This is a genomic window from Actinomadura sp. GTD37 (genome assembly GCF_041951365.1).
Lineage (GTDB): Bacteria > Actinomycetota > Actinomycetes > Streptosporangiales > Streptosporangiaceae > Spirillospora.
Map to the genome: position 1 here is coordinate 134,267 of NZ_JBGNUS010000011.1, position 19,729 is coordinate 153,995.

A 19,729-nucleotide genomic window follows, 5' to 3' on the forward strand; every position below is an offset into this window, starting at 1 on the left:
GTTCCCCTCCCGGAGACGGGCGCGCCGGCCTGCGACAGAGAGGTGAGCTGAACATGACGACCGTCGGAGTCGGGATGGTCGGGTACGCGTTCATGGGGCGTGCCCACTCCCAGGCGTGGCGCAGCGTGGGGCCGTTCTTCGGGCCGCCGCTGACGCCCGTCATGACCGCCCTGGCCGGACGCTCCGCGGGCCGCGCCCGCGCCGCCGCCGAGTCGCTCGGCTGGGCGTCGGTGGAGACCGACTGGAAGGAGCTGCTCCGCCGCGACGACGTCCAGCTCGTCGACATCTGCACGCCGGGCGACAGCCACGCCGAGATCGCGGTCGCCGCGCTGGACGCGGGCAAGCACGTGCTGTGCGAGAAGCCGCTCGCCAACTCCGTCGCGGAGGCGGAGGCGATGGCCGCCGCCGCCGGACGGGCGCGCGAGCGCGGCGTCCGGTCGATGGTCGGGTTCAACTACCGGCGCGTCCCGGCGGTCACCCTCGCCCGGCGGATGGTGGACGAGGGCCGCATCGGGACCGTCCGGCACGTCCGCGCGCAGTACCTCCAGGACTGGCTCACCGACCCCGAGGCCCCGTTCACGTGGCGGATGGACCGGGACCGGGCCGGGACGGGGGCGCTCGGCGACATCGGCGCGCACATCATCGACACCGCGCAGTTCATCACCGGGCAGTCGCTCGTCGGGGTGTCGGCGCTGCTGGACACGTTCGTCCCGGAACGCCCGGCGCCGGGCGGCGGCACCGCCCAGGTCACCGTGGACGACGCGGCCCTGTTCATCGGGCGCACCGACGCCGGCGCGCTCGCCACGTTCGAGGCCACGCGGTTCGCCACCGGCCGCAAGAACTCGCTGCGCATCGAGGTCAGCGGCTCGTCCGGCGCCCTGTCGTTCGACCTGGAGTCGCTGAACGAGCTGTGGTTCTACGACGGGACCGAGGACGCGGCGACCGCCGGGTTCCGCCGGATCGTCGTGACCGAGCCCGTCCACCCGTACGCGGGGCACTGGTGGCCGCCCGGCCACATCCTCGGATACGAGCACACCTTCACCCACCAGATGGCCGATCTGCTCACCGCCATCGCGGACGGCGCCGACCCGCGCCCGTCGTTCGACGACGGCCTGCAAGTGCAGCGCGTCCTCGCCGCGGTCGCGGACAGCGCGGCGTCCCGCGGCTGGGTCGACGTCGAGGGAGGCAACTGACATGGCACGACCGATCACCCTGTTCACCGGCCAGTGGGCGGACCTGCCGTTCGAGGAGGTCTGCCGGCTCTCGTCCGGCTGGGGCTACGAGGGCCTGGAGATCGCCTGCTGGGGCGACCACTTCGAGGTCGACAAGGCCCTCGCCGACGACTCCTACGTCCCGCGCAGGCTGGAGATCCTCGCCGAGCACGGCCTGAAGGTCTGGGCGATCTCCAACCACCTCGTCGGCCAGGCCGTCTGCGACATCCCGGACGAGCGGCACCAGGCGATCCTGCCCGAGCGGATCTGGGGCGACGGGGAGGCCGAGGGCGTCCGGCGGCGCGCCGCCGCCGAGATCGAGGACACCGCCCGCGCCGCCGCCGCATTGGGCGTCGACACGGTCGTCGGCTTCACCGGCTCCTCGATCTGGCACACGGTCGCGATGTTCCCGCCCACCCCCGAGGCGATGGTCGAGCGCGGCTACGCCGACTTCGCCGAGCGCTGGAACCCGATCCTGGACGTGTTCGACGAGGTCGGCGTCCGCTTCGCGCACGAGGTCCACCCGAGCGAGATCGCCTACGACTACTGGACGACCGTCCGGACCCTGGAGGCGATCGGCCACCGTCCCGCGTTCGGGCTGAACTTCGACCCGTCCCACTTCGTCTGGCAGGACCTCGACCCGGTCGGCTTCCTGTTCGACTTCCGCGACCGGATCTACCACGTCGACTGCAAGGACACCAAGGTCCGGACGGGCGACGGCCGCCGCGGGCGCCTCTCGTCCCACCTGCCGTGGGCCGACATGCGGCGCGGCTGGGACTTCATCTCCACCGGCCGCGGCGACGTCCCCTGGGAGGACGTCTTCCGCTCCCTGAACTCGATCGGCTACGACGGCCCCATCTCCGTCGAATGGGAGGACGCGGGCATGGACCGCCTGCAAGGCGCCCCCGAGGCCCTGGAGTTCGTCCGCGCCCTCAACGCCATGACACCGCCCGAGGGCGCCTTCGACGCCGCCTTCTCGTCCGACTGAGCCAGCGGTGCGCCGCCCGCCGTGAGGCCACGCACACGGGCGGCGCACCGTTCCCTAACCCACCTAGACGCCACCGACGATCTGTTGATCTGCGGCGTGTTGTTGTTTTGAGGGCACCTATAACAACAACACGCCGCAGGTCAACGAAGGGGGGCCGGGGCGGTTGGCGTGTCGTAGTGGTGGGGTCTCGTGTGCGTTGGCGTGGTGGTCGGATGAGGCCCGGCTTGTTGCGTGATCCGAAGGCGCGGGGGAGGCGGTCACCGAGTCGCCGGATGCCGATCCACGGCTCCTTGGCCGCGTCCCAGACGCGGAACGGGGCCTACTGGGCAGAGTGTTCGGCCGCGCCGCAGACGCTAGGGGAGGGCGCGGAAGTCGGTGAAGTCGAAGCCGGGGGAGACCACGCAGCTGACCAGGACCTCTTCGTTCCCGGCCGGACGTGCCGCCTGCCAGACGCCAGGAGGCACGACGGCCTGGGGGACCTGCCCGTCCGCCAGGTCGTCGCCGAGCATGACCGTCTCCGGGTTCCCGGACGGACGTTCGCCGTCGCCGTCGAGCAGCAGTGCCAGTGGCCCGCCCTTGTGCCACAGCCACACCTCGGCGGACCGGACGGCGTGCCACATCGACTCTTCGCCCGGCGGCAGCAGGAAGTAGATGCCGGTCGCGCTCGCCCGCTCGCCCGGATAGCCGTCCGGCGTGAACGCCATGTCCGACCGCCACGTCTCCCGGTACCAGCCGCCCTCGGGGTGCGGGAGCAGGCCGAGGGCCGCCGCGGTCGCGGGCCGGTCGAGGAGCGCGGCGTGCCGGCCGTCCGGGCCGCGCCGCAGGTAGCGGACGCGGGACGCCGCCGTCTTGTCGATCACCCCGCGGGCCGGCGCCGCGCCGGGCGAGGGGTCCAGCGTGACCGCGACGACCTGCCCGTCCTCGAACACGTCGTCCGCGACGGCGAGCGCCGCCTCCTCGGGCGCCCAGGCGGCGCCGGTCTCGGGCAGGACGAAGCGCGGGCCGGGCCCGGCCTTCCAGGCGTCGAGCGTCGTGAGCAGCAGCACGCACCGAGCCTAGACGGTCAGGACGATCTTCCCTGTGACCCGTCCGGTGTCGCCGCGCTCATGGGCCTTCGCGGCGTCCTCCAAGGGGAACACGGAGTCGATCTCGGCGCGCAGTGTCCCGGCCTCGGCGAGTGCGGCGATCTGCGTCAGCGCGTGGTGGTCCGGCTCGACGAGCAGGGTCTCCGCGCGCACCCCGTCCGCGGCTATGTCGGCGAGCCTGCTCAGCACCAGCGACACCAGCACGCCGCCGGGCCGCAGGACGCGCAGCGAGCGCGGCCCGTAGTCGCCGCCGATGGTGTCGAGTACGACGTCGACGTTCTCGGCCACTTCGGTGAAGTCGACGGCGCGGTAGTCGATGGGCTCGTCCACGCCGAGGCGGCGCAGGAACCCGTGCTTGGGCGCGCTGGCCGTCCCGAGCACGTACGCGCCGCGCGCCTTGGCGATCTGCACGGCCAGATGCCCCACGCCGCCCGCGGCCGCGTGGACGAGCACGCGCTGCCCCTCGCGCACCTCCGCCGTGTCGACGAGCGCCTGCCACGCGGTCAGCGCGGCCAGCGGCAGCGCCCCCGCCTGGACGTGGTCGACGGCGGACGGCTTCGCCGCGAACGTCCGGGACGGCGCCGTCACGTACTCGGCGTGCGAGCCTCCCTCGAACGGGTAGCGCAGCATCCCGAACACCTCGTCGCCGGGCTTGTGGATCGTCACCCCGGCGCCGGTGCGCTCCACCACGCCGGACACGTCCCAGCCCAGGACGAACGGCGGTTCGCCCAGGAGCCCGCCGCCGGCCCGGTGCTTCCAGTCGGTCGGGTTCAGCCCGGCCGCTCGCACCCGCACGAGCACCTCCGTGGGGCCCGGCTCCGGCCGGTCGACCTCGACGATCTCGAGCACGTCCGGCCCGCCGAGCACGTCCTGCCGGACGGCCCGCATCTTCTCCGCCACCGCGTTCCTCCTTTTCGGCGTCCGCCATGGGCAACCGGCCGGACGGTCAATCCATTTCGGAGAGGCGGGCCGGGTCGAAGGCGATGGGGTAGGGGCGGTCGACGGTGAGCGTCTCGCCGGAGCGGGCCCGGCCCGCGACCTCGTAGTGGTCGCCGCCGAGCTCCAGCAGGGTGATCGTGGGCCGGGGTTCCAGGTCGATGAGCCAGTAGTGCGGGATGCCGGTCGCGGCGTACTCGTCGACCTTGCGGACGCGGTCGATCTGCTCGTTGACCGTGCGCGGCGTGACGACCTCGGCGACCAGGATCAGGTCGGGGCCGTAGTAGGTGCGGGTCTGGCGCTCCAGCGCCGCGCGGGCCACGTCGCGGGCCACGGCGAAGACGTCGGGCTTGCGGATGCCGGCCGGGGTGGTCACGTCCTGCGGCGCGCCGGCGATGTGGACGTCGGCGTCGGCCTGGCGGGCGGCGTCCTTCAGGACCGTCTTGAGCTGCTCGGCCGCGTGGTCGTGCCAGAGGTCGCCGGGCAGCTCGTTCAGCCAGCCGTCGGCGAGCTCGTAGCGGCGGCCCTCCTCGGGAAGCGCGTCCAGGTCGTACAGCGTGTACGGGCCATGCGCGCGGCCGAGCGTCCCGCCCATGGACCGTCCCCCCTCACCTCGATCTACGGGCTGCTTCGAACCTAGCGGACGGACGTCCGGATGGGCGGTAAGCATGATCGCGCGTCGGGATGCGGCCGAATGTCTCGAAAGCCGAACGGCGGCAGGTTACGATGTATCGCGTCTTGACCCTCCAGTGACCGGAGGGCTCAGGCTGGGGAGGCCGGCCGCCGCGAAGGAGAGATGCGATGAGCGTCGAGCAGCACCCCGCGCCCGCATGGCGCGCCTCGGACCGCGACCGCGACGAGATGCTCGTCCGGCTGCACACCGCCTTCGCCGAGGGGCGGCTGGACGAACCCGAGCTGGACGAGCGCATCGACCTCGTCCTCGCCGCGCGCACCCATGGCGAACTCGGCGCCGTCGCCGCCGACCTGCCGTCCGGCCGGGCCGTCCCGGCGGCTCCGGCTCCCCGGGGCGGGCCGGTGGGCCGGTTCCAGGTCGCCTACAAGAGCTCGGTGACGCGCGCCGGGCGGTGGCGGCTGCCCGAGCGTTTCACGGCCGTCGTCTACAAGGGGTCGGGCACGCTCGACCTCCGCTCCGCCGAGCTGGATGGCCCGGTCGCGACCCTCCGGGTGCTCGCCTACAAGTCCGCGGTGGAGATCATCGTGCCGCCCGGCGTACGCGTCGAAGCGGACGGTGTGGGCGTGTCCGCGGAGGTGCACGGCGACCCGCCCGCCGGGGCGCCGGTCGTCCATGTCCGGGGTTATGCGTACAAGGGGGGTATCCGGGTGAAAGGTCTGATACGTCGCCCCTGAAGTGATAGAACGCTCCAGCGGCCCCATTGGCCGCCGTTCATGCGGATGTCGGTACAGGACGTCCCATGGCGCGATTTGATGGTGGTCCGACAGGACCGTGAAGGAGCGCGTGTGACGGCGAGGACCCCGGAGCAGGACGAGGCCCCGCGGACGGCCGAGGACGAGCCGGCGGGCTCCCGCCAGGTCCGGCGGCGGCTGACGTTCGGCGTCGCGGGCGATATCGCCGACCTGCGCGCCGCCCTGTCGCCCTGGCAGCGCGCCTACGAGGCGTGGCGCGCGGCCGGGCTGAGCTGGGGGCACGGCGCCCCGCCCCGCGAGCGCGCGACGCGCCCGGCCAGCCGCAACGCGATCCGCGCGGGGGGCCCGTCCGCCGAGCCGGAGCCCGCGCCCGCGCCCGCCGAGCCGAGGGCCCCGAAGGCCGCGAAGGCCGCACGCACCAAGCCGAAGGCCGCCGGACCGAAGCCGAAGGCCGCCGGACCGAAGCAGGCGAAGGCGAAGGCCGAACCGGGCGACGTGCTCGTCGCCGGGCCCCCGAAGCCGGCGCCGGAGGCGTCCGGCAGGCCGCCGCTCGCCCGGCGGCTCCGCGCGCGTGCGGCGGTCGGGGCCGGGCTGGTCCTGGTCGCCGCCGGGACGGTCTTCGCCGTGGCGCAGCGCGCGGACGCGCCGGACGAGCCGGGCGTGCGCGGCCCGATCGCGGCGGGCGAGCTGTTCGCCCTCGACCCGGCCGCCGCGTCCGACGGCCTCGTCCAGAACCTCACCGCGATCGGCTCCGCCGGCGCGACGGTCGTCGCGGCGGGCGCCGAGGGCGACGGCGCGCCCGGCCGGGAGCGGGCCCGCTTCCTCGTCTCCACCGACGCGGGGAGCACCTGGAAGACCGCGGAGGTCCGCGCCGAAGACGGCTCGGCCCCGCTGGGCGAGACGCCGCGGCTCGTCTCCGGCCGGCCCGGGCAGTGGGTCGCCCTCGGCCGGGCGCCCGGAGGCGGGACGGTGGCGTGGACGAGCGAGAACGCCAGGACCTGGACGCGCCGTCCCCTCGGCGCCGCCTTCACGCCGGCCGACCGGGTGAGCGACCTGGCCCCCACCGGCCGGGGCTTCGTCGCCGTGGGCGCCTCGAAGGGCCGCGCGGTCGCCTGGAGCTCGGCGGACGGCCGGGTGTGGCAGCGCATCGACGGCATCGCGGGGATCACCGGCCTCGACCGTGTGGCGGCGTCCGGGAGCGGTCTCGTCGCCCACGGCACGTACTCCAGGAAGGTCACGGCGAAGAAGGGCCGCAAGAAGGTCACGCGGACGGTGCGCAGCGAGGGCCTCTGGCTGTCCCCCGACGGCGGTCGGACGTGGACCGGCGTGAAGGTGCCCCAGGCGCAGGGCTCCTACGGGCCCATGAAGGGCCTGGCGGTCGGTCCCACCGGCTTCGCGACCGTCCGCGAGGGCAGGCAGACGACCGGGCCGAAGAAGCACCGCCGGACCAAGCGGTTCGGCGTGCTGTTCACCTCGCCGGACGGCCGGACGTGGCGGGCGGCGAGCCGGTTCGCCGGGTCCGGCGTCGAGCTCTTCGACGGGACCGCGTCCGGCCTCGCCGTCGTCGTGGCGGGCGCGAAGGGCGCCCGCACTGTTTTGCGGAGCGCCGACGGCCGCACCTGGCAGCCCGGCGGGAGCGTCCCGGCGGGCGTGCGGGGCAGCGGCCTGACGGTCGCCGGCGCCGGCCGGCTCTCCCTCTCCGGCCAGCGGGGCGACGACGCCTACCTGCACGGGGTCGACCTGCGCGCCGTGCCGGGCGCCGTCAACGCGGAACGCTCGGTCAGGTCCCTGGCCACCGCCCCCGGCCTGTCGGTCGCGGTGGGCGGCACGAACGGCGGCGCCGCGATCTGGACGGCCCCCGACGGCCTGCAGTGGACGCGGGCCCAGCTGCCCGGCGCCACCCGCGGGTGGCTGTCGGACGCCGCGCACGGAAGCCGCGGCTGGCTGGCCGTGGGCCGCGCGGCCGGTGCGGGCGGCGCGCCGGCCGCACCGCTGGCGATGACCTCGCAGGACGGCCTGGCCTGGCAGAAGACCGCGTTCCCGGCCGGACCGCCGCCGGTCGCCGTCGCCGCGGGGCCGTCCGGCTACGCCGCCGTCGGCCCGCGCGCGGCGTGGCGCTCCGCCGACCTGCGGACCTGGCGGCACGCCGCGCTCGACGGCGCGCCCTCGGACGTGACCGCGACGGCCGGCGGGTACGTGGCGGTCGGCGCGCGCGGCGCGGCGCCCGCCGTCTGGACGTCCCGCGACGCCGCGACGTGGACGGCGGCCCGGCTGCCGTCCGGCTTCACCGCACCGCTCACCCGGGTCGCCGCCCGCGGCGGCACGCTGGTGGCCCTCTCCGCGACCGCGACCGCCCTCGTCTCCACCGACGCGGGCGCGACGTGGACGCAGCGCAACCTGGGCCCCGGTCTGACCGCCGCGGCCGTCGCGCCCACCCCGTACGGCTTCGTCGTGACGGCGGCCTCGGGCGACGACGCGGCCGTCCTGACGTCCGCGGACGGGACCACGTGGCGCGGCCTCGACGTCGGCGGTCTCAGCGGCCGCGGCGAGCAGCGGCTCACCGCGCTGACCGCCCTGGGCGCCGACATCCTGGCGACCGGGACCGAGAACGGGGCCCCGATACTCTGGCGCGCCCCCGCCCCGAGGTAGCGAGGCCGGGCCCGCCGACTCGCGAGGGAGCGACCGAGGCGGGGAGGCGGGTCAGCCGTTGCAGCCGCAGGAGCAGCCCTTCGGGCAGGAGCATCCGCCGCCGTGTCCGCAACTACAGTCTTTTTTCGTCATGAGCGGAACGTAACGTTTGCGGCACTGTGCGGTCTATGACCGGGGCGCGATGTGCATCTGTCGTTGGAGACACGGGCCGTCCCGTGGCGGGGATGTGGGACGGCCCGTGCCTGGTCATGGGGTCAGAAGTCGATGTGGAAGTCGACGCCGAGCAGGACGAGGACCCACAGGAAGACGGCCAGCAGCGCGCTGACCACGCGCTGGACCAGGCTCTCGTCGATGTAGCCGCGGTCCCAGGCGATGAAGACGCCGATGATGATGTAGATGAGGCCGAGCAGGCTGATGTGCGGCCGATATCGTCTCGCCATGGAAGGCGTCTCCTCCGGGTCGGGGGGTGTGACGATCCGTCGCTGCCCGGCCGTATCGGGAGAAAACACCGGCGGTGTTCTGGGACATGCCGTGACGATCTTTTCGGTGGCGCCCAAATTCGGGGAGCCCGCCTACTTCCCCGACATGTCGATGCGGACGACGGTCGGGTCGCGCTCGCCGGCGCGCGCGGCGAACTCCGCGTTGCGGTGCACGATGTCGAACTGGTGCCTGCGCTTGCGGAGGGACTGGCTGAGCAGGATGTGGTCGAGGTCCTCGGCGTTGCCCGCCGACACCGCGGTGTAGCGGTCGGCCGGGGGCAGCGACGCGGGCAGGTCGGTGAGCCCGGCTCCGGCGGCGAGGGTCTGGACGGGCACGGACGTCCCGCCGCCGTTGAGGTCGCCCGCGACGATCACGCGGGCGTTCGCGTCCACCTTCCGGACCGAGTTCACGAAGCCCGCCACCACCCGGGCCTGCGCGTCGCGGCGCCACTCGGTGGGCCGGGACGGCGGCTGGTACCGGCCGAACAGCGGCTGGTCGTCGCCGGTGCGCGGGTACCACTGGTTCGCGACGACGATGAGGCGGCGGCCCCGCCAGGTCAGCTCCCCGGCGAGCGGCTTGCGGGCGCCCGCCCAGGCGGCGCCCCGGGGCGCGATCCGGCCGGGGCTCAGCGACAGCCCGGCGGTGCCGCCCCGCCGGACGGCCCGCACGGCGGTGACGGCGGGGTCGGGCCCCTCGGGCGGCTCCTCCGGGATCGGCTCGCCCGCGGTGGGGCGGTCGACGAACGCGAGCCCCCGGTCGGTGCGGAACAGGAACCCGGACCGCTCGTTGGCGCCGTCCCCGCCGCCGTCGGCGTTGTCGCGCGGGTCGACCGAGCGCCAGTCGTAGGCGGGCCCGCCCGCGGCGCTGACCGCGGTGATCAGCTGTGCGACGGTCTGGTCGGTGGCGACGGTGCCGTCGTCGTCCGGGCCGCTGTTGTCGCCGACGCCGGTGACCGCGATGAGGTCGGGGGAGCTGAGGCCGTGCACGATGTCGTCGGCGAGCGCGGTGAAGCGGGCGGGCGGCGCGTCGGGGTTCAGCCCGTCCAGCCCGGCGGTGGCGACGGCCATCTCGCCGGGCCGCTGCGGGCGGGTCGACTCCCGGGCCAGCCCGCCGGCGGCGCGCCGCGGGGACGCGGTGAGCAGCAGCTTGTAGTCGCCGTAGGAGTAGTCGAGGACGCCGCGGTTCGCGCCGGGCAGCTTGTCGCCGACGTCCGCGCCGGGCAGCGGGGCGAGCGCGTCGTCGAGGACGACGCGCTCGGGGTTGGCGTCGCCGTCGCGGAGCAGGATGCCGCCGCGGCCGGTGCGCGGCCCGGCGCCGGCGCCGTTCGCGGGCAGCACGGGCAGCTCGCCGTAGCGGGTCGGCCCGGCCGCGACGGCGTCGCGGACCTCGACCCGCATGCCTTCGAGGGCCTCGTAGAAGTCGAGGCCGTCGCGGCGGGGGTCGAAGGCGCCGCCGCGCTCGACGTTCCCGTGCCCGCTGTCGACGACGCCGGCGGGCGCCCTGAGTCCGTGCCGCCCGCCGAGGACGACCGGCGGCGGCAGGGCCGTCCCGCGCGCGGTGACGGCCACGTCGGCGGCGTCGATCTCCGTGCGGGTCAGCCCGCCGGACGACGGCCCGTCCGGGCGGAACTCGCGGACGGTGCCGGCCACCCGGACCGCGTCGCCGGCGGCCGTGCCCGGCCGGTTCCGGGTGAAGACGAAGACGCCCTCGGACGTCGCCGCGTTGTGGTCGGGGCGGGGGTCCTGCATCCAGAAGCCGTTGACGGCCGCCGCGGTGACGACGCCCGGGACCCGGGCGACCTCGGCCCCGTTCATCGGCGAGATGTGCGCGGCGCCCTGGACGTCGTGGATGCGGACGGCCCGGGGCGCGGCATGGGCGGGAGGCGCGACGGCGAGGGGCGCGGCGAGCGCCGCCGCGGCCAGGACCGTCCCCAAACCGTGGATCACCCGAAGGATGATACGGGCGGCGGGGCCCCGGCCGCGCCAACCGGCGGGCGACCGGGGCCGGCTACTCCTCCAGCGACAGCGCGGCCTTGGGGCACGACCGCACCGCGTGGCGGACGCGGTCCTGCTCCTCGGCGGGGACGTCCGGCTGGAGGATCCGGAGCTCGTCGTCGTCATCGAGGTCGAAGACCTCGGGTGCGAGCCCGACGCACACGGCGTTCGCCTCGCACACCAGCGGGTCGACTCGTACTCTCATCGCTTCTCCGTTCAAGGATGCACCGTGGCCGCCAACCTACCGAACAGGGTTCGGCGCGGGGCGCTCGCCCCCGAAAGTAGAACACGTTCCATTCTGCCTCGGCAAGACTCGCGTCTCACCCCCCGGAGCGCGGATAGTAGGGTGCCCGCACGGAGGAGATCGATGACCCACACCAAGGCGTCCACCGAGCCGGGGACGACCGCTCAGACCGCCCCCGCCTCACCCGTCCCGCCCATGCCCGCGGACCTGCTGCGCACCGCGCGCACGGCCAAGGGCTTCATGCCGGACGACGAGGGCCGCGCCCTGTACGAGACGGCCCTGCACTACGGAGGGCTCCTGGCGGAGACCGGCCCCATGCTGGAGGTCGGCACCTACTGCGGCAAGTCCGCCGTCTACCTGGGGGCCGCGGCCAGGGCGGCGGGGACGATCCTCGTCACCGTCGACCACCACCACGGCTCGGAGGAGAACCAGTCGGGCTGGGAGTACCACGACCCGTCCCTGGTCGACCCGAGCACGGGCCGGATGGACACGCTGCCCACGTTCCGCAAGACGATCGGCGCCGCCGGCCTTGAGGACGAGGTCGTCGCGATCGTCGGGCAGTCCCGCACCGTGTCGGCCTTCTGGCGGACGCCGCTGGCGCTGCTGTTCGTCGACGGCGGGCACGCCGAGGAGCACGCGCAAGGCGACTACGAGGGCTGGGCCCCGCACGTCGCCGTCGGCGGAGCCCTCGTCATCCACGACGTCTTCCCCGACCCCCAGGACGGCGGGCAGCCGCCCTACCACGTCTACCTGCGGGCCCTGGAGAGCGGCGCCTTCGAAGAGCGGCGGGTGGAGGGGTCGCTGCGCGTCCTGGAACGCGTGAACGACACCCCCACATAACCGTTGAGTTGCGGCGTGTTGTTCTTAAGAGCGGTCTCTTAAGAACAACACGCCGCAGGTCAACGGGAGGCCGCGACCAGCGCGCAGCCGCATGCCAGCGGATCGGACGCCTCCGAGGGCCCGAGGGGCCGTCCCGCGATCTCCTTGAAGAGCCGGGAGCCGGGGGAGGCGTCCGACAGCGCGTCCGCCGCGAGGACCACCGCCGCCGCCGTGTAGGTGGACCGGTCCCCGGGGAAGTGCCGCTCGTTCTCGAACTGCCAGCCCGTCCAGTACGAGCCGTCCTCGTGCCGGAGGTGCTGGATGGTCGTGAACAGCTCCAGCGCGCGGTCGCGCTCGCCGGCCGCGTCCAGGGCCAGCACCAGCTCGCAGCTCTCCGCCGCCGTCACCCACGGCTGGTCCGACACGCAGCGGCAGCCGAGCCCGGGCACCACGAACGTGTCCCACTGCTCGTCGAACCGCCGCCGCGCGGCCGCGCCGCGCACCGGGCCGCCGAGCACCGGGTAGTACCAGTCCATCGACCAGCGGCCCTTGTCGGCGAACGCCTCCGGATGCGCGGCCACGACGTGGCCGAGCTGGTCGGCGGCGAGCTCCCACTCGGGCTGCGGCTCGCCGAGGTGCTCGGCCAGCGCGACCGCGCAGCGCAGCGACTGGTAGATCGACGAGCAGCCGGTGAGCAGCGCGTGGTCGGACGGCTCGCCGTTCTCGTGCCGGATCCAGATGATCTCCCCGCGCCGGGTCTGCAGCCCGAGCGTGAAGTCGATCGCCCGCCGCACCGCCGGCCACATGTGCCGGGCGAAGCCGGTGTCCCCGGTCATCAGCAGCTCGTGCCAGACGCCGACCGCGGCGTAGGCGGCGTGGTTGGACTCGCCGCCCGGCTCGGTGACCTCGCCGAGCACCCACTTCGCGGGCCACGACCCGTCCGGCCGCTGCACGCTCCGCAGCCACTCGTAGGCGCGCCTCGCCTCCGCGCCGAACCCGGCGACGGTCAGCGCCATCGCCGCCTCGACGTGGTTCCAGGCGTCCACGTGTCCGGGCACGCCGCCCGTCGGCGAGAACCACGGGATCGCGCCCGACTCCTCCTGCTGCGCCACGATGCTGCGCGCCGTCGCGACGACATCGTCCGGCGCCAGGACCCCGGGCACTTCGGGAGGCGCGGTCTCAGACCGCATCCGCCGTCTCCTTGGCCGGGGTCGCGGGCGTGCCCGGCTTCGCGGGCTTGCCGAAGTACACGACGACGCTCTTGCCGATCAGCGGGTTCATCACCCGCTCGGCCGCCCGGGTCGCCAGGGGCCGCTTCATGATGTCCCAGACGAGGATCTGGTGGTAGGCCCTTGCGAGCGGGTTGCCGTCGTTGTTCACCCCCACCGCGCACTTGATCCACCAGTAGGGGGCGTGCAGGCCGTGCGCGTGGTGGTGGCCGCCCACCTTGAAGCCGACCGACTTCAGCTTGGCCTCGAGCTCGGCGCGCGTGTAGATGCGGACGTGCCCGCCGGGCGCGGTGTGGTAGTCCTCCGACAGCGCCCAGCACACCCGCTCGGGCAGCCAGCTCGGCACCGTCACCGCGAGCCTGCCGCCCGGCTTCAGGACGCGCAGCAGCTCGCGCATCGCCCGCATGTCGTCGGGGATGTGCTCCAGCACCTCCGACGCGATGACCGCGTCGAAGTGGTCGTCGGGGAACGGCATCTCGAGCGCGTCACCCTGCACGGTCTCGGCGGTCGCGTCCGCGGGCACCTCGCCTTCGAGGCGCATCGCCCCGAACATGGTCTCGACGCCGGCCAGCTCCTCGGCGTCCATGTCGAAGGCCACGACGTGCGCACCCCGTCGGTACAGCTCGAAAGCGTGCCGTCCGGCGCCGCATCCCATGTCGAGGACGCGGTCTCCGGGGGTGACGCGGAACCGCTGGAAATCCACGGTCAGCAGGGTGGTGCTCCTTCCGTACTGGGGCGCCCGGCGGGCGTGCCCCTACTTGCCCCGCGCCTGATCGGCGCGGGCGGCCAGCCGCAGGTAGTGCTGCTGGGCGATGGCCGCCCGGTAATGCTCGACGGTGGCCTTCGCCACGGCCGGCCAGGCGAACCGCGCCTGGACGCGCGCGAGCCCCGCGGCGCCCGTCCTTGCCCGCTCCTCGGCGGAGTCGTGCAGGCGGCGCAGGGTGGCGGCGAGTTCCTCGACGTCCCCGGGCTGGACGAGGACGCCGGCGTCGCCGACGACCTCGGGCAGCGCGCCGGCGCGGCTCGCGACCAGCGGCGTCCCGGACGCCATGTGCTCCACGGCGGGCAGCGAGAACCCCTCGTAGCGGGACGGGACGACGGCGATCTCCGCGGACGACAGCAGCTCGCCCAGCTCGTCGTCGCTGATCCCGCTGACGAACCGCACGCGCTCGCCGAGCGCCAGCTCCCGGACGAGCTTGTCGGTGGGGCCGTCCTTCTGCGGCTTGCTGACGACGATGACGTGGACGTCCCGCTCGGTGGCGAGCTTGGCGACCGCGCGCAGCAGCACGTCCACGCCCTTGATCGGCGCGTCGGCGCTGGCCATCGCCACGATCCGGCCGGGGACGCGCTCGCCGCGCGGATGGAAGATGCGGGTGTCGACGCCGAGCGGCAGGATGTCGATGTCGCGCGGGTCGACCTTGAAGTCCTTGACGATGTCGACCTTGGACGACTCCGACACCGTCAGCACCGGGCCGATGCGCCGCGACACCTGCGCCTGCATCCCGACGAACCCGTACCAGCGGAGCTTGCCGAGCTTCTGCTTGATGCCGCGCGCGGCCTCGATCTCGATCCGCCGGTCGACGCTGATCGGGTGGTGGATGCTCGTCACCAGCGGCGCCCCGATCCGGGAGATGCCGAGGTTGCCGAGCCCGAGGACCTGGTTGTCGTGCACGACGTCGAAGTCGCCGCGGCGCCGCTTGAGCAGCCGCAGGGCGCGCAGGGAGAACGTCAGCGGCTCGGGGAAGCCGCCCGTCTTCATGTGCGCGAACTCCAGGACGTCGACCCAGTCGCGGAACTCGCGGAGGGCCGGGGTGCGGAACGGGTCCTCGTCCCGGTACAGGTCCAGGCTCGGGAGCTTGGTGAGGACGATCTCCGCCCGGTCCAGCTCGGGGTAGGGCTGGCCGGAGATCACCTCGACCGTGTGCCCGAGATCGACCAGCTCCCGGCTCAGATGCCGGAGGTAGACCCCCTGGCCGCCGCAGTGCGGCTTGCTCCGGTACGAGAGCAGGGCCACACGCAATGGCCCCGAGGACGGTGAACCGCCCACCTCACCTGCCTCACCCACGCCAGCCCCTGACCACGCACCACTCCCGTCAGTCGAGGGACGCCGGACGCACGCGCACCGGCATCTCCTTTATGCCGTTGATGAAACTAGACCTTAGCCTGCGAACGTTACCGCTGAGTTCAATATTGGGCACGGTGTCCAAAAGTGTTTCGAAAAGCACACTCAGCTCGAGTCGGGCCAGATGGGACCCCAGGCAGAAGTGGGGCCCGCCCCCGCCGTAGCCCAGGTGGGGGTTCGGGTCGCGGCCCACGTCGAACGCGTGCGGGTCGGCGAACACGGCCTCGTCGCGGTTCGCGGAGGAGTAGAACACCACGACCTTGTCGCCCTCGGCGATCTTCTTGCCGCGGAGCTCGGCGTCCCGGACGGCGGTCCGCCGGAACAGGTTGACCGGGGTGACCCAGCGGACGATCTCGTCCACCGCCGTCCGGACGAGGGACCGGTCGGCGCGCAGCCGCGCCCACTGCCCGGGGTGCTCCAGCAGCGCGAGCATGCCGCCGGTCGCCGCGTTCCGGGTCGTCTCGTTGCCGGCGACCGACAGCAGCATCACGAACAGCTCGAACTCGTCCCCGGACAGGACCTCGCCGTCCGCGCCGGGCTGGAGCAGCCTGGTGACGATGTCCTCGCGCGGGTTCTCCCGCCGGTCGGCGGCCAGGACGTTGGCGTACGCGTACAGCTCCGCCGCCGCGGCCTGGCCCTCCTCCGGCGTCCGCTGGAACTCGGGGTCGTCCCCGCCGATGAGCGTGTTCGACCAGGTGAAGATCTTCTCCCGGTCCTCCGGCGGGGCGCCCAGCAGCTCGCAGATCACGTACAGCGGCAGCGGCGCCGCCAGGTCGCGGACGAAGTCGGCCTCGTCCCCCCGCTCGACGGTCTCCGCCACGAGCTTCCGGCAGATGTCCCGGATGTGCTCCTCCAGGGCGCCGATCGCCCGCGGCGTGAAGCCCCGGTTGACGATGCTCCGCTTGCGCGTGTGCTCGGGCGGGTCCTGGTTGAGCATCATCATCCGCTGCAGGACGAGGTGCTCCTCCGGCGGCTCGTCGAACAGCGCGAGCCGCTGCCACGACGAGAACACCTCCGGGTGGCGCGACACGTGCACGACGTCCTCGTGCCTGGTCACGGCCCAGAACGGCGGGTAGTCCCGCTCGGGGTCGCCGCGGTGGCGGTGGACGGGATCGTGCTCGCGCAGCCACGCCAGCTGCTCGTGCGGGATGCCGCCGCGCTCGTACGCGCCGGGGTCGACCAGCTCGATGTCGGGGCTCGCTGTCTCGGGGGTCATCGCCTCGAACCTCCTCGTCCGGAGTGATGGGCGCCGTCAGCCTCCCAGGGGGGCCGACGGTGTGAAGCTCACCGGGATGTCCTTGTAGCCGTTGACGAAGTTGGACCGGAGCCGGCGCGGCTCGCCGGCGAGCCGGATGTCGGGCATCCGCTCCAGGATCGTCTCAAAGATGATCCGCAGGTTCATCCGCGCGAGGTGGGTTCCGAGGCAGTAGTGCGGGCCGCCGCCGCCGAAGCCGATGTGCGGGTTCGGGTCGCGGCCGACGTCGAACGCGAACGGGTTCTCGAACACCCGCTCGTCGCGGTTGGCCGACCCGTAGAACAGCACGAGCTTGTCCCCGGCCTTGATCTCCTTGCCGCCCAGCTCGGTGTCGACGAGGGCGGTCCGGCGGAACTGGTTGAGCGGGCTCACCCAGCGGACGATCTCCTCGACGGCCGTCGGCAGCAGGCTCCGGTCGGCGCGCAGCCGCTCCCACTGGTCGGGCCGCTCGAAGAAGGCCAGCATGCCGCCCGCGGTCGCCGTCCGGGTGGTCTCGTTGCCGGCGATCGACAGCATGATCACGAACAGCTGGAACTCCTCCAGGCTGACCCGGGAGCCGTCCGCGTCCGGCGTGAGCAGCTTGGTCACGATGTCGTCGCGCGGCGTGGACTCGCGCGCGGCGGCGAGCTGCCCGCCCCACTCGGCGAACTCGGCGGCGCACAGCGCCGACTCCTCGCGCCCGCCGATGAACTCGGGGTCGTTGAAGGCGACCAGCTTGTTCGACCAGTGGAAGATCTTCTCCCGGTCCTCCATGGGGGCGCCGAGCAGCTCGCAGATCGTGTACAGCGGCAGCGGCGCGGCGAACCGCTCCACGAAGTCGCACTCGCCGAGCGGCGCGGCCTCGTCGATCAGCTCGTTGCAGATCTTGCGGATGTGCTCTTCCAGCCGGCCGATCATCCGCGGCGTGAAGCCCTTGTTCACCATGGACCGCAGCCGGGTGTGGTCCGGCGGGTCCTGGAACAGCATCATCTGCCCGTACATGGCGATGTCGTCGTCGGTGAACTCCTCGAACATCGCCGTCCGCTCGTGCGAGGAGTAGGGGTTGGCGCGCCGCGACACCGAGACCACGTCCTCGTGGCGCGTCACGGCCCAGAACCCGGGGACGCCCTCGTTCGGGTCCTGGTGCCAGTGCACGGGATCGTTGTCGCGCAGCCACTGGAACTGCCGGTGCGGGATGCCCCCGCGCTCGTACACCCCCGGATCGATGATGTCGATCTCTGGGGCGCGGAAGGCCCGGGATGCGGAGGCGATGGACGTCGCAAGTGCCATGGAGGATCCTTCGTGCCGGGACGGAGTCAGGCGCTCGACTGAGCGCTTGCTTGGCCACAGACCTAGAACACGTTCTAACATGAGACTGGAGTCTCATCAAGAGCCCGGCGGACAACAGTGACCTGGGTCGCACCCTCCTCTCCCGCGCCGGACGGGCTGATAGCCTCGGTTCATGCTTCAGCAGCTCCTCTACCTCTGAGAGGTCTCCGGACGGCCCGCCGCTCGCCGCTGAGCGAGCCGCAGGCGGTCTGACGCTGTCATCGGCCCCCGCGACAGGGGGCCATCAGCCGAAGGCACTCCGTTTCTCCCTTCCGTGGGACAGGTGTGCCTCCGTCCGGAGGAAGCATGACCATCTCCATCACCCTGCCCGCGCGTGCGCGGGCCCAGCTCGTCGCCGAGGGGATCCGCGTCGTCCGCGGCGGGCGGGCCGTCCTGCGGGACGTGCGCCTGTCGGTCTCGCCGGGCGCCCGCTGGGGCGTCGTCGGCGAGAACGGGCGCGGGAAGACCACCCTGCTGCATGTGCTGAGCGGGGCCCTCGCCCCCGACGAGGGGATCGTCCAGCGCGTCGGCACGTTCGGGATCGCCGAGCAGGCCATGGCCCTCGGCGGCGATGCCACGGTCGGCGACGCCGTCGACCGGGAGCTCGCGGGCGTCCGCGCGGCCCTGGAGGCGTTCGACGAGGCGGCCCTGGCCATGGGCGAGGGACGCCCCGGCGCGGACGAGTCCTACGCGGCCGCGCTGGACGCGGCGGAAGCGCTCGACGCCTGGGACGCCGACCGGCGCGTCGAGCTGGCGCTGGAAAGCCTCGGCGCGGTCGCCGACCGGGGCCGGCGGCTGGCGGAGCTGTCCGTCGGGCAGCGCTACCGGGTCCGGCTCGCGTGCCTGCTCGGCGCCGAGCACGACTTCCTGCTCCTGGACGAGCCGACGAACCACCTGGACGCGGCCGGCCTCGACTTCCTCACCGCGCGGCTGCGCGGGCACCCCGGCGGGGTCGTCGTCGTCAGCCATGACCGCGCGCTGCTGTCCGACGTCGCGACGACGATCCTCGACCTCGACCCGAGCCGGGACGGGAGCCCCTCCGTCTACGGGGACGGGTTCGCCGGCTACCTGGAGGGCCGCGAGGCGGACCGCCGCCGCTGGGAGGAGGAGTACGAGCTCCAGCGGAGCGAGCACGCCCGGCTGACCCGGGACCTCGCGGAGGCGCGCAACCGCCTGGTCACCGGGTGGCGGCCGGACAAGGGCACCGGCAAGCACCAGCGCGCCACCCGCGCGCCGGCGCTCGTCCGGTCCGTCCACCGGCGCCGGGACGACCTGGAGCGGCACGCGGTGACCGCGCCCGCGCCGCCGCTGCGGTTCCGGATGCCGGACCTGCCCGCCCGTCCGGGCGCGGTGCTGCTGGCGGCCGAAGGCGTGCGCGTGGCGCCGCGCATGGCGCACCCGGTGTCGCTCTCCCTGGAGTCGGGGGCGCGTCTCGTCGTCACCGGCCCCAACGGCGCGGGCAAGTCGACGCTCCTGGCCGTGCTGGCGGGACGGCTGGAGCCGACCCGGGGCACGGTCCGGCGGGCCCCGGGGGTGCGCGTGCGCCTGCTCGCCCAGGAGTCGCCGGACGCGGCGGCCGGGCGCGCCCACGAGGTGTTCGCCGCCCACGTCGGGCGCCTGATCACCACGGGGGCGCTCGCCGAGGACGAGGCGGTCTCGCTCTCCGCGCTCGGACTGCTCTCGTCCGCGGACGCGGGCAGGCCGGTGCGGGAGCTGTCGATGGGGCGGCGGCGCAGGCTCGACCTGGCGATGGCGCTGGCGGCGCGCCCGCACGTCCTCCTGCTGGACGAGCCGACGAACCACCTGTCGATCGCCCTGGTGGACGAGCTGACGGAGGCACTCCAGGCCACCGCGGCCGCGGTCGTCGCGGCGAGCCACGACCGGCAGCTGCTGCGGGACGCCGAGGGCTGGCCGGTCCTCCCCGTCGAGGGGGCCGCCTCCTGAGCTGAGCCCCCGGTGCGCCGCCGCCAGGCGCGGCTGGTGCGCCGCCGCCACGTGCAGGCGGCGGCGCACCGGCCGGACG

The 19,729-nt window shown here is 73.9% G+C and carries 17 protein-coding genes; 6 read left to right on the top strand and 11 right to left on the bottom strand.

Going from position 1 to position 19,729, the window contains the following annotated elements; translation table 11 throughout:
- The first annotated feature begins 53 nt into the window (after positions 1–53).
- Both ACA511_RS36575 and ACA511_RS36580 read left to right on the top strand, forming a co-directional pair.
- Positions 54–1,193: a Gfo/Idh/MocA family protein gene (locus ACA511_RS36575; RefSeq protein ID WP_375029300.1), complete on the top strand. Its 1,140-nt coding sequence runs from the start codon at positions 54–56 to the stop codon at positions 1,191–1,193.
- 1 nt (position 1,194) lies between these two features.
- The gene (locus ACA511_RS36580) at positions 1,195–2,199 is read left to right on the top strand and encodes a sugar phosphate isomerase/epimerase family protein (protein ID WP_375029301.1); all 1,005 of its coding nucleotides are present in this window, start codon (positions 1,195–1,197) and stop codon (positions 2,197–2,199) included.
- A gap of 353 nt (positions 2,200–2,552) precedes the next feature.
- On the opposite strand, the gene ACA511_RS36585 is transcribed toward ACA511_RS36580, so the two are convergent.
- The 3 genes from ACA511_RS36585 to ACA511_RS36595 are packed head-to-tail and all read right to left on the bottom strand — an operon-like array spanning position 2,553 to position 4,815.
- Positions 2,553–3,245 (bottom strand): cupin domain-containing protein, encoded by a 693-nt coding sequence (locus ACA511_RS36585; protein ID WP_375029302.1) that lies wholly within the window; start codon positions 3,243–3,245, stop codon positions 2,553–2,555.
- Positions 3,246–3,254: 9 nt separating this feature from the next.
- A complete protein-coding gene (locus tag ACA511_RS36590) occupies positions 3,255–4,172 on the bottom strand; it encodes an NADP-dependent oxidoreductase (protein WP_375029392.1) in 918 nt (305 codons plus the stop codon).
- A gap of 58 nt (positions 4,173–4,230) precedes the next feature.
- A complete protein-coding gene (locus ACA511_RS36595) occupies positions 4,231–4,815 on the bottom strand; it encodes a Uma2 family endonuclease (RefSeq protein WP_375029303.1) in 585 nt (194 codons plus the stop codon).
- 206 nt (positions 4,816–5,021) lie between these two features.
- Here ACA511_RS36595 and ACA511_RS36600 point away from each other — a divergent pair, with 206 nt between their 5' ends.
- Together ACA511_RS36600 and ACA511_RS36605 are read left to right on the top strand one after the other, a co-directional pair.
- On the top strand, positions 5,022–5,588 hold the full coding sequence (locus tag ACA511_RS36600; protein WP_375029304.1) for a DUF1707 domain-containing protein: 567 nt from the start codon (positions 5,022–5,024) through the stop codon (positions 5,586–5,588).
- A 111-nt stretch (positions 5,589–5,699) separates the two neighbouring features.
- Positions 5,700–8,255, top strand: coding sequence for a hypothetical protein (locus ACA511_RS36605; RefSeq protein WP_375029305.1), 2,556 nt, complete (start codon positions 5,700–5,702; stop codon positions 8,253–8,255).
- A gap of 254 nt (positions 8,256–8,509) precedes the next feature.
- Here ACA511_RS36605 and ACA511_RS36610 read toward each other — a convergent pair whose 3' ends face one another.
- The 3 genes from ACA511_RS36610 to ACA511_RS36620 all read right to left on the bottom strand — a co-directional run bounded on the left by ACA511_RS36610 (position 8,510) and on the right by ACA511_RS36620 (position 10,934).
- A complete protein-coding gene (locus ACA511_RS36610) occupies positions 8,510–8,695 on the bottom strand; it encodes a hypothetical protein (protein ID WP_375029306.1) in 186 nt (61 codons plus the stop codon).
- A 132-nt stretch (positions 8,696–8,827) separates the two neighbouring features.
- Positions 8,828–10,681, bottom strand: a complete 1,854-nt coding sequence (locus ACA511_RS36615) for an endonuclease/exonuclease/phosphatase (RefSeq protein ID WP_375029307.1) — start codon at positions 10,679–10,681, stop codon at positions 8,828–8,830.
- 61 nt (positions 10,682–10,742) lie between these two features.
- Positions 10,743–10,934: a ferredoxin gene (locus tag ACA511_RS36620; RefSeq protein WP_375029308.1), complete on the bottom strand. Its 192-nt coding sequence runs from the start codon at positions 10,932–10,934 to the stop codon at positions 10,743–10,745.
- 234 nt (positions 10,935–11,168) lie between these two features.
- On the opposite strand from ACA511_RS36620, the gene ACA511_RS36625 reads away from it, so the two are divergent.
- Entirely contained in the window at positions 11,169–11,813 is a 645-nt protein-coding gene (locus ACA511_RS36625; protein WP_375029393.1) for a class I SAM-dependent methyltransferase, read from the top strand.
- Positions 11,814–11,872: 59 nt separating this feature from the next.
- Here the strand turns inward: ACA511_RS36625 and ACA511_RS36630 are convergent, their stop codons facing one another.
- From ACA511_RS36630 to ACA511_RS36650, 5 genes are all read right to left on the bottom strand, one after another.
- A complete protein-coding gene (locus ACA511_RS36630) occupies positions 11,873–12,982 on the bottom strand; it encodes a prenyltransferase (protein ID WP_375029309.1) in 1,110 nt (369 codons plus the stop codon).
- Positions 12,972–13,733, bottom strand: coding sequence for a class I SAM-dependent methyltransferase (locus ACA511_RS36635; protein WP_375029394.1), 762 nt, complete (start codon positions 13,731–13,733; stop codon positions 12,972–12,974). The genes ACA511_RS36630 and ACA511_RS36635 overlap by 11 nt, the downstream gene beginning before the upstream one ends.
- Positions 13,734–13,775: 42 nt before the next feature.
- Complete coding sequence (locus tag ACA511_RS36640; RefSeq protein WP_375029395.1) at positions 13,776–15,041, bottom strand: glycosyltransferase family 4 protein; 1,266 nt, start codon at positions 15,039–15,041, stop codon at positions 13,776–13,778.
- Between the two features lie 73 nt (positions 15,042–15,114).
- On the bottom strand, positions 15,115–16,359 hold the full coding sequence (locus ACA511_RS36645) for a cytochrome P450 (protein ID WP_375029310.1): 1,245 nt from the start codon (positions 16,357–16,359) through the stop codon (positions 15,115–15,117).
- 36 nt (positions 16,360–16,395) lie between these two features.
- The gene (locus tag ACA511_RS36650; protein ID WP_375029311.1) at positions 16,396–17,667 is read right to left on the bottom strand and encodes a cytochrome P450; all 1,272 of its coding nucleotides are present in this window, start codon (positions 17,665–17,667) and stop codon (positions 16,396–16,398) included.
- Positions 17,668–18,012: 345 nt separating this feature from the next.
- Here ACA511_RS36650 and ACA511_RS36655 point away from each other — a divergent pair, with 345 nt between their 5' ends.
- Positions 18,013–19,650, top strand: coding sequence for an ABC-F family ATP-binding cassette domain-containing protein (locus tag ACA511_RS36655; protein ID WP_375029312.1), 1,638 nt, complete (start codon positions 18,013–18,015; stop codon positions 19,648–19,650).
- The last annotated feature ends 79 nt before the right edge of the window (positions 19,651–19,729 follow it).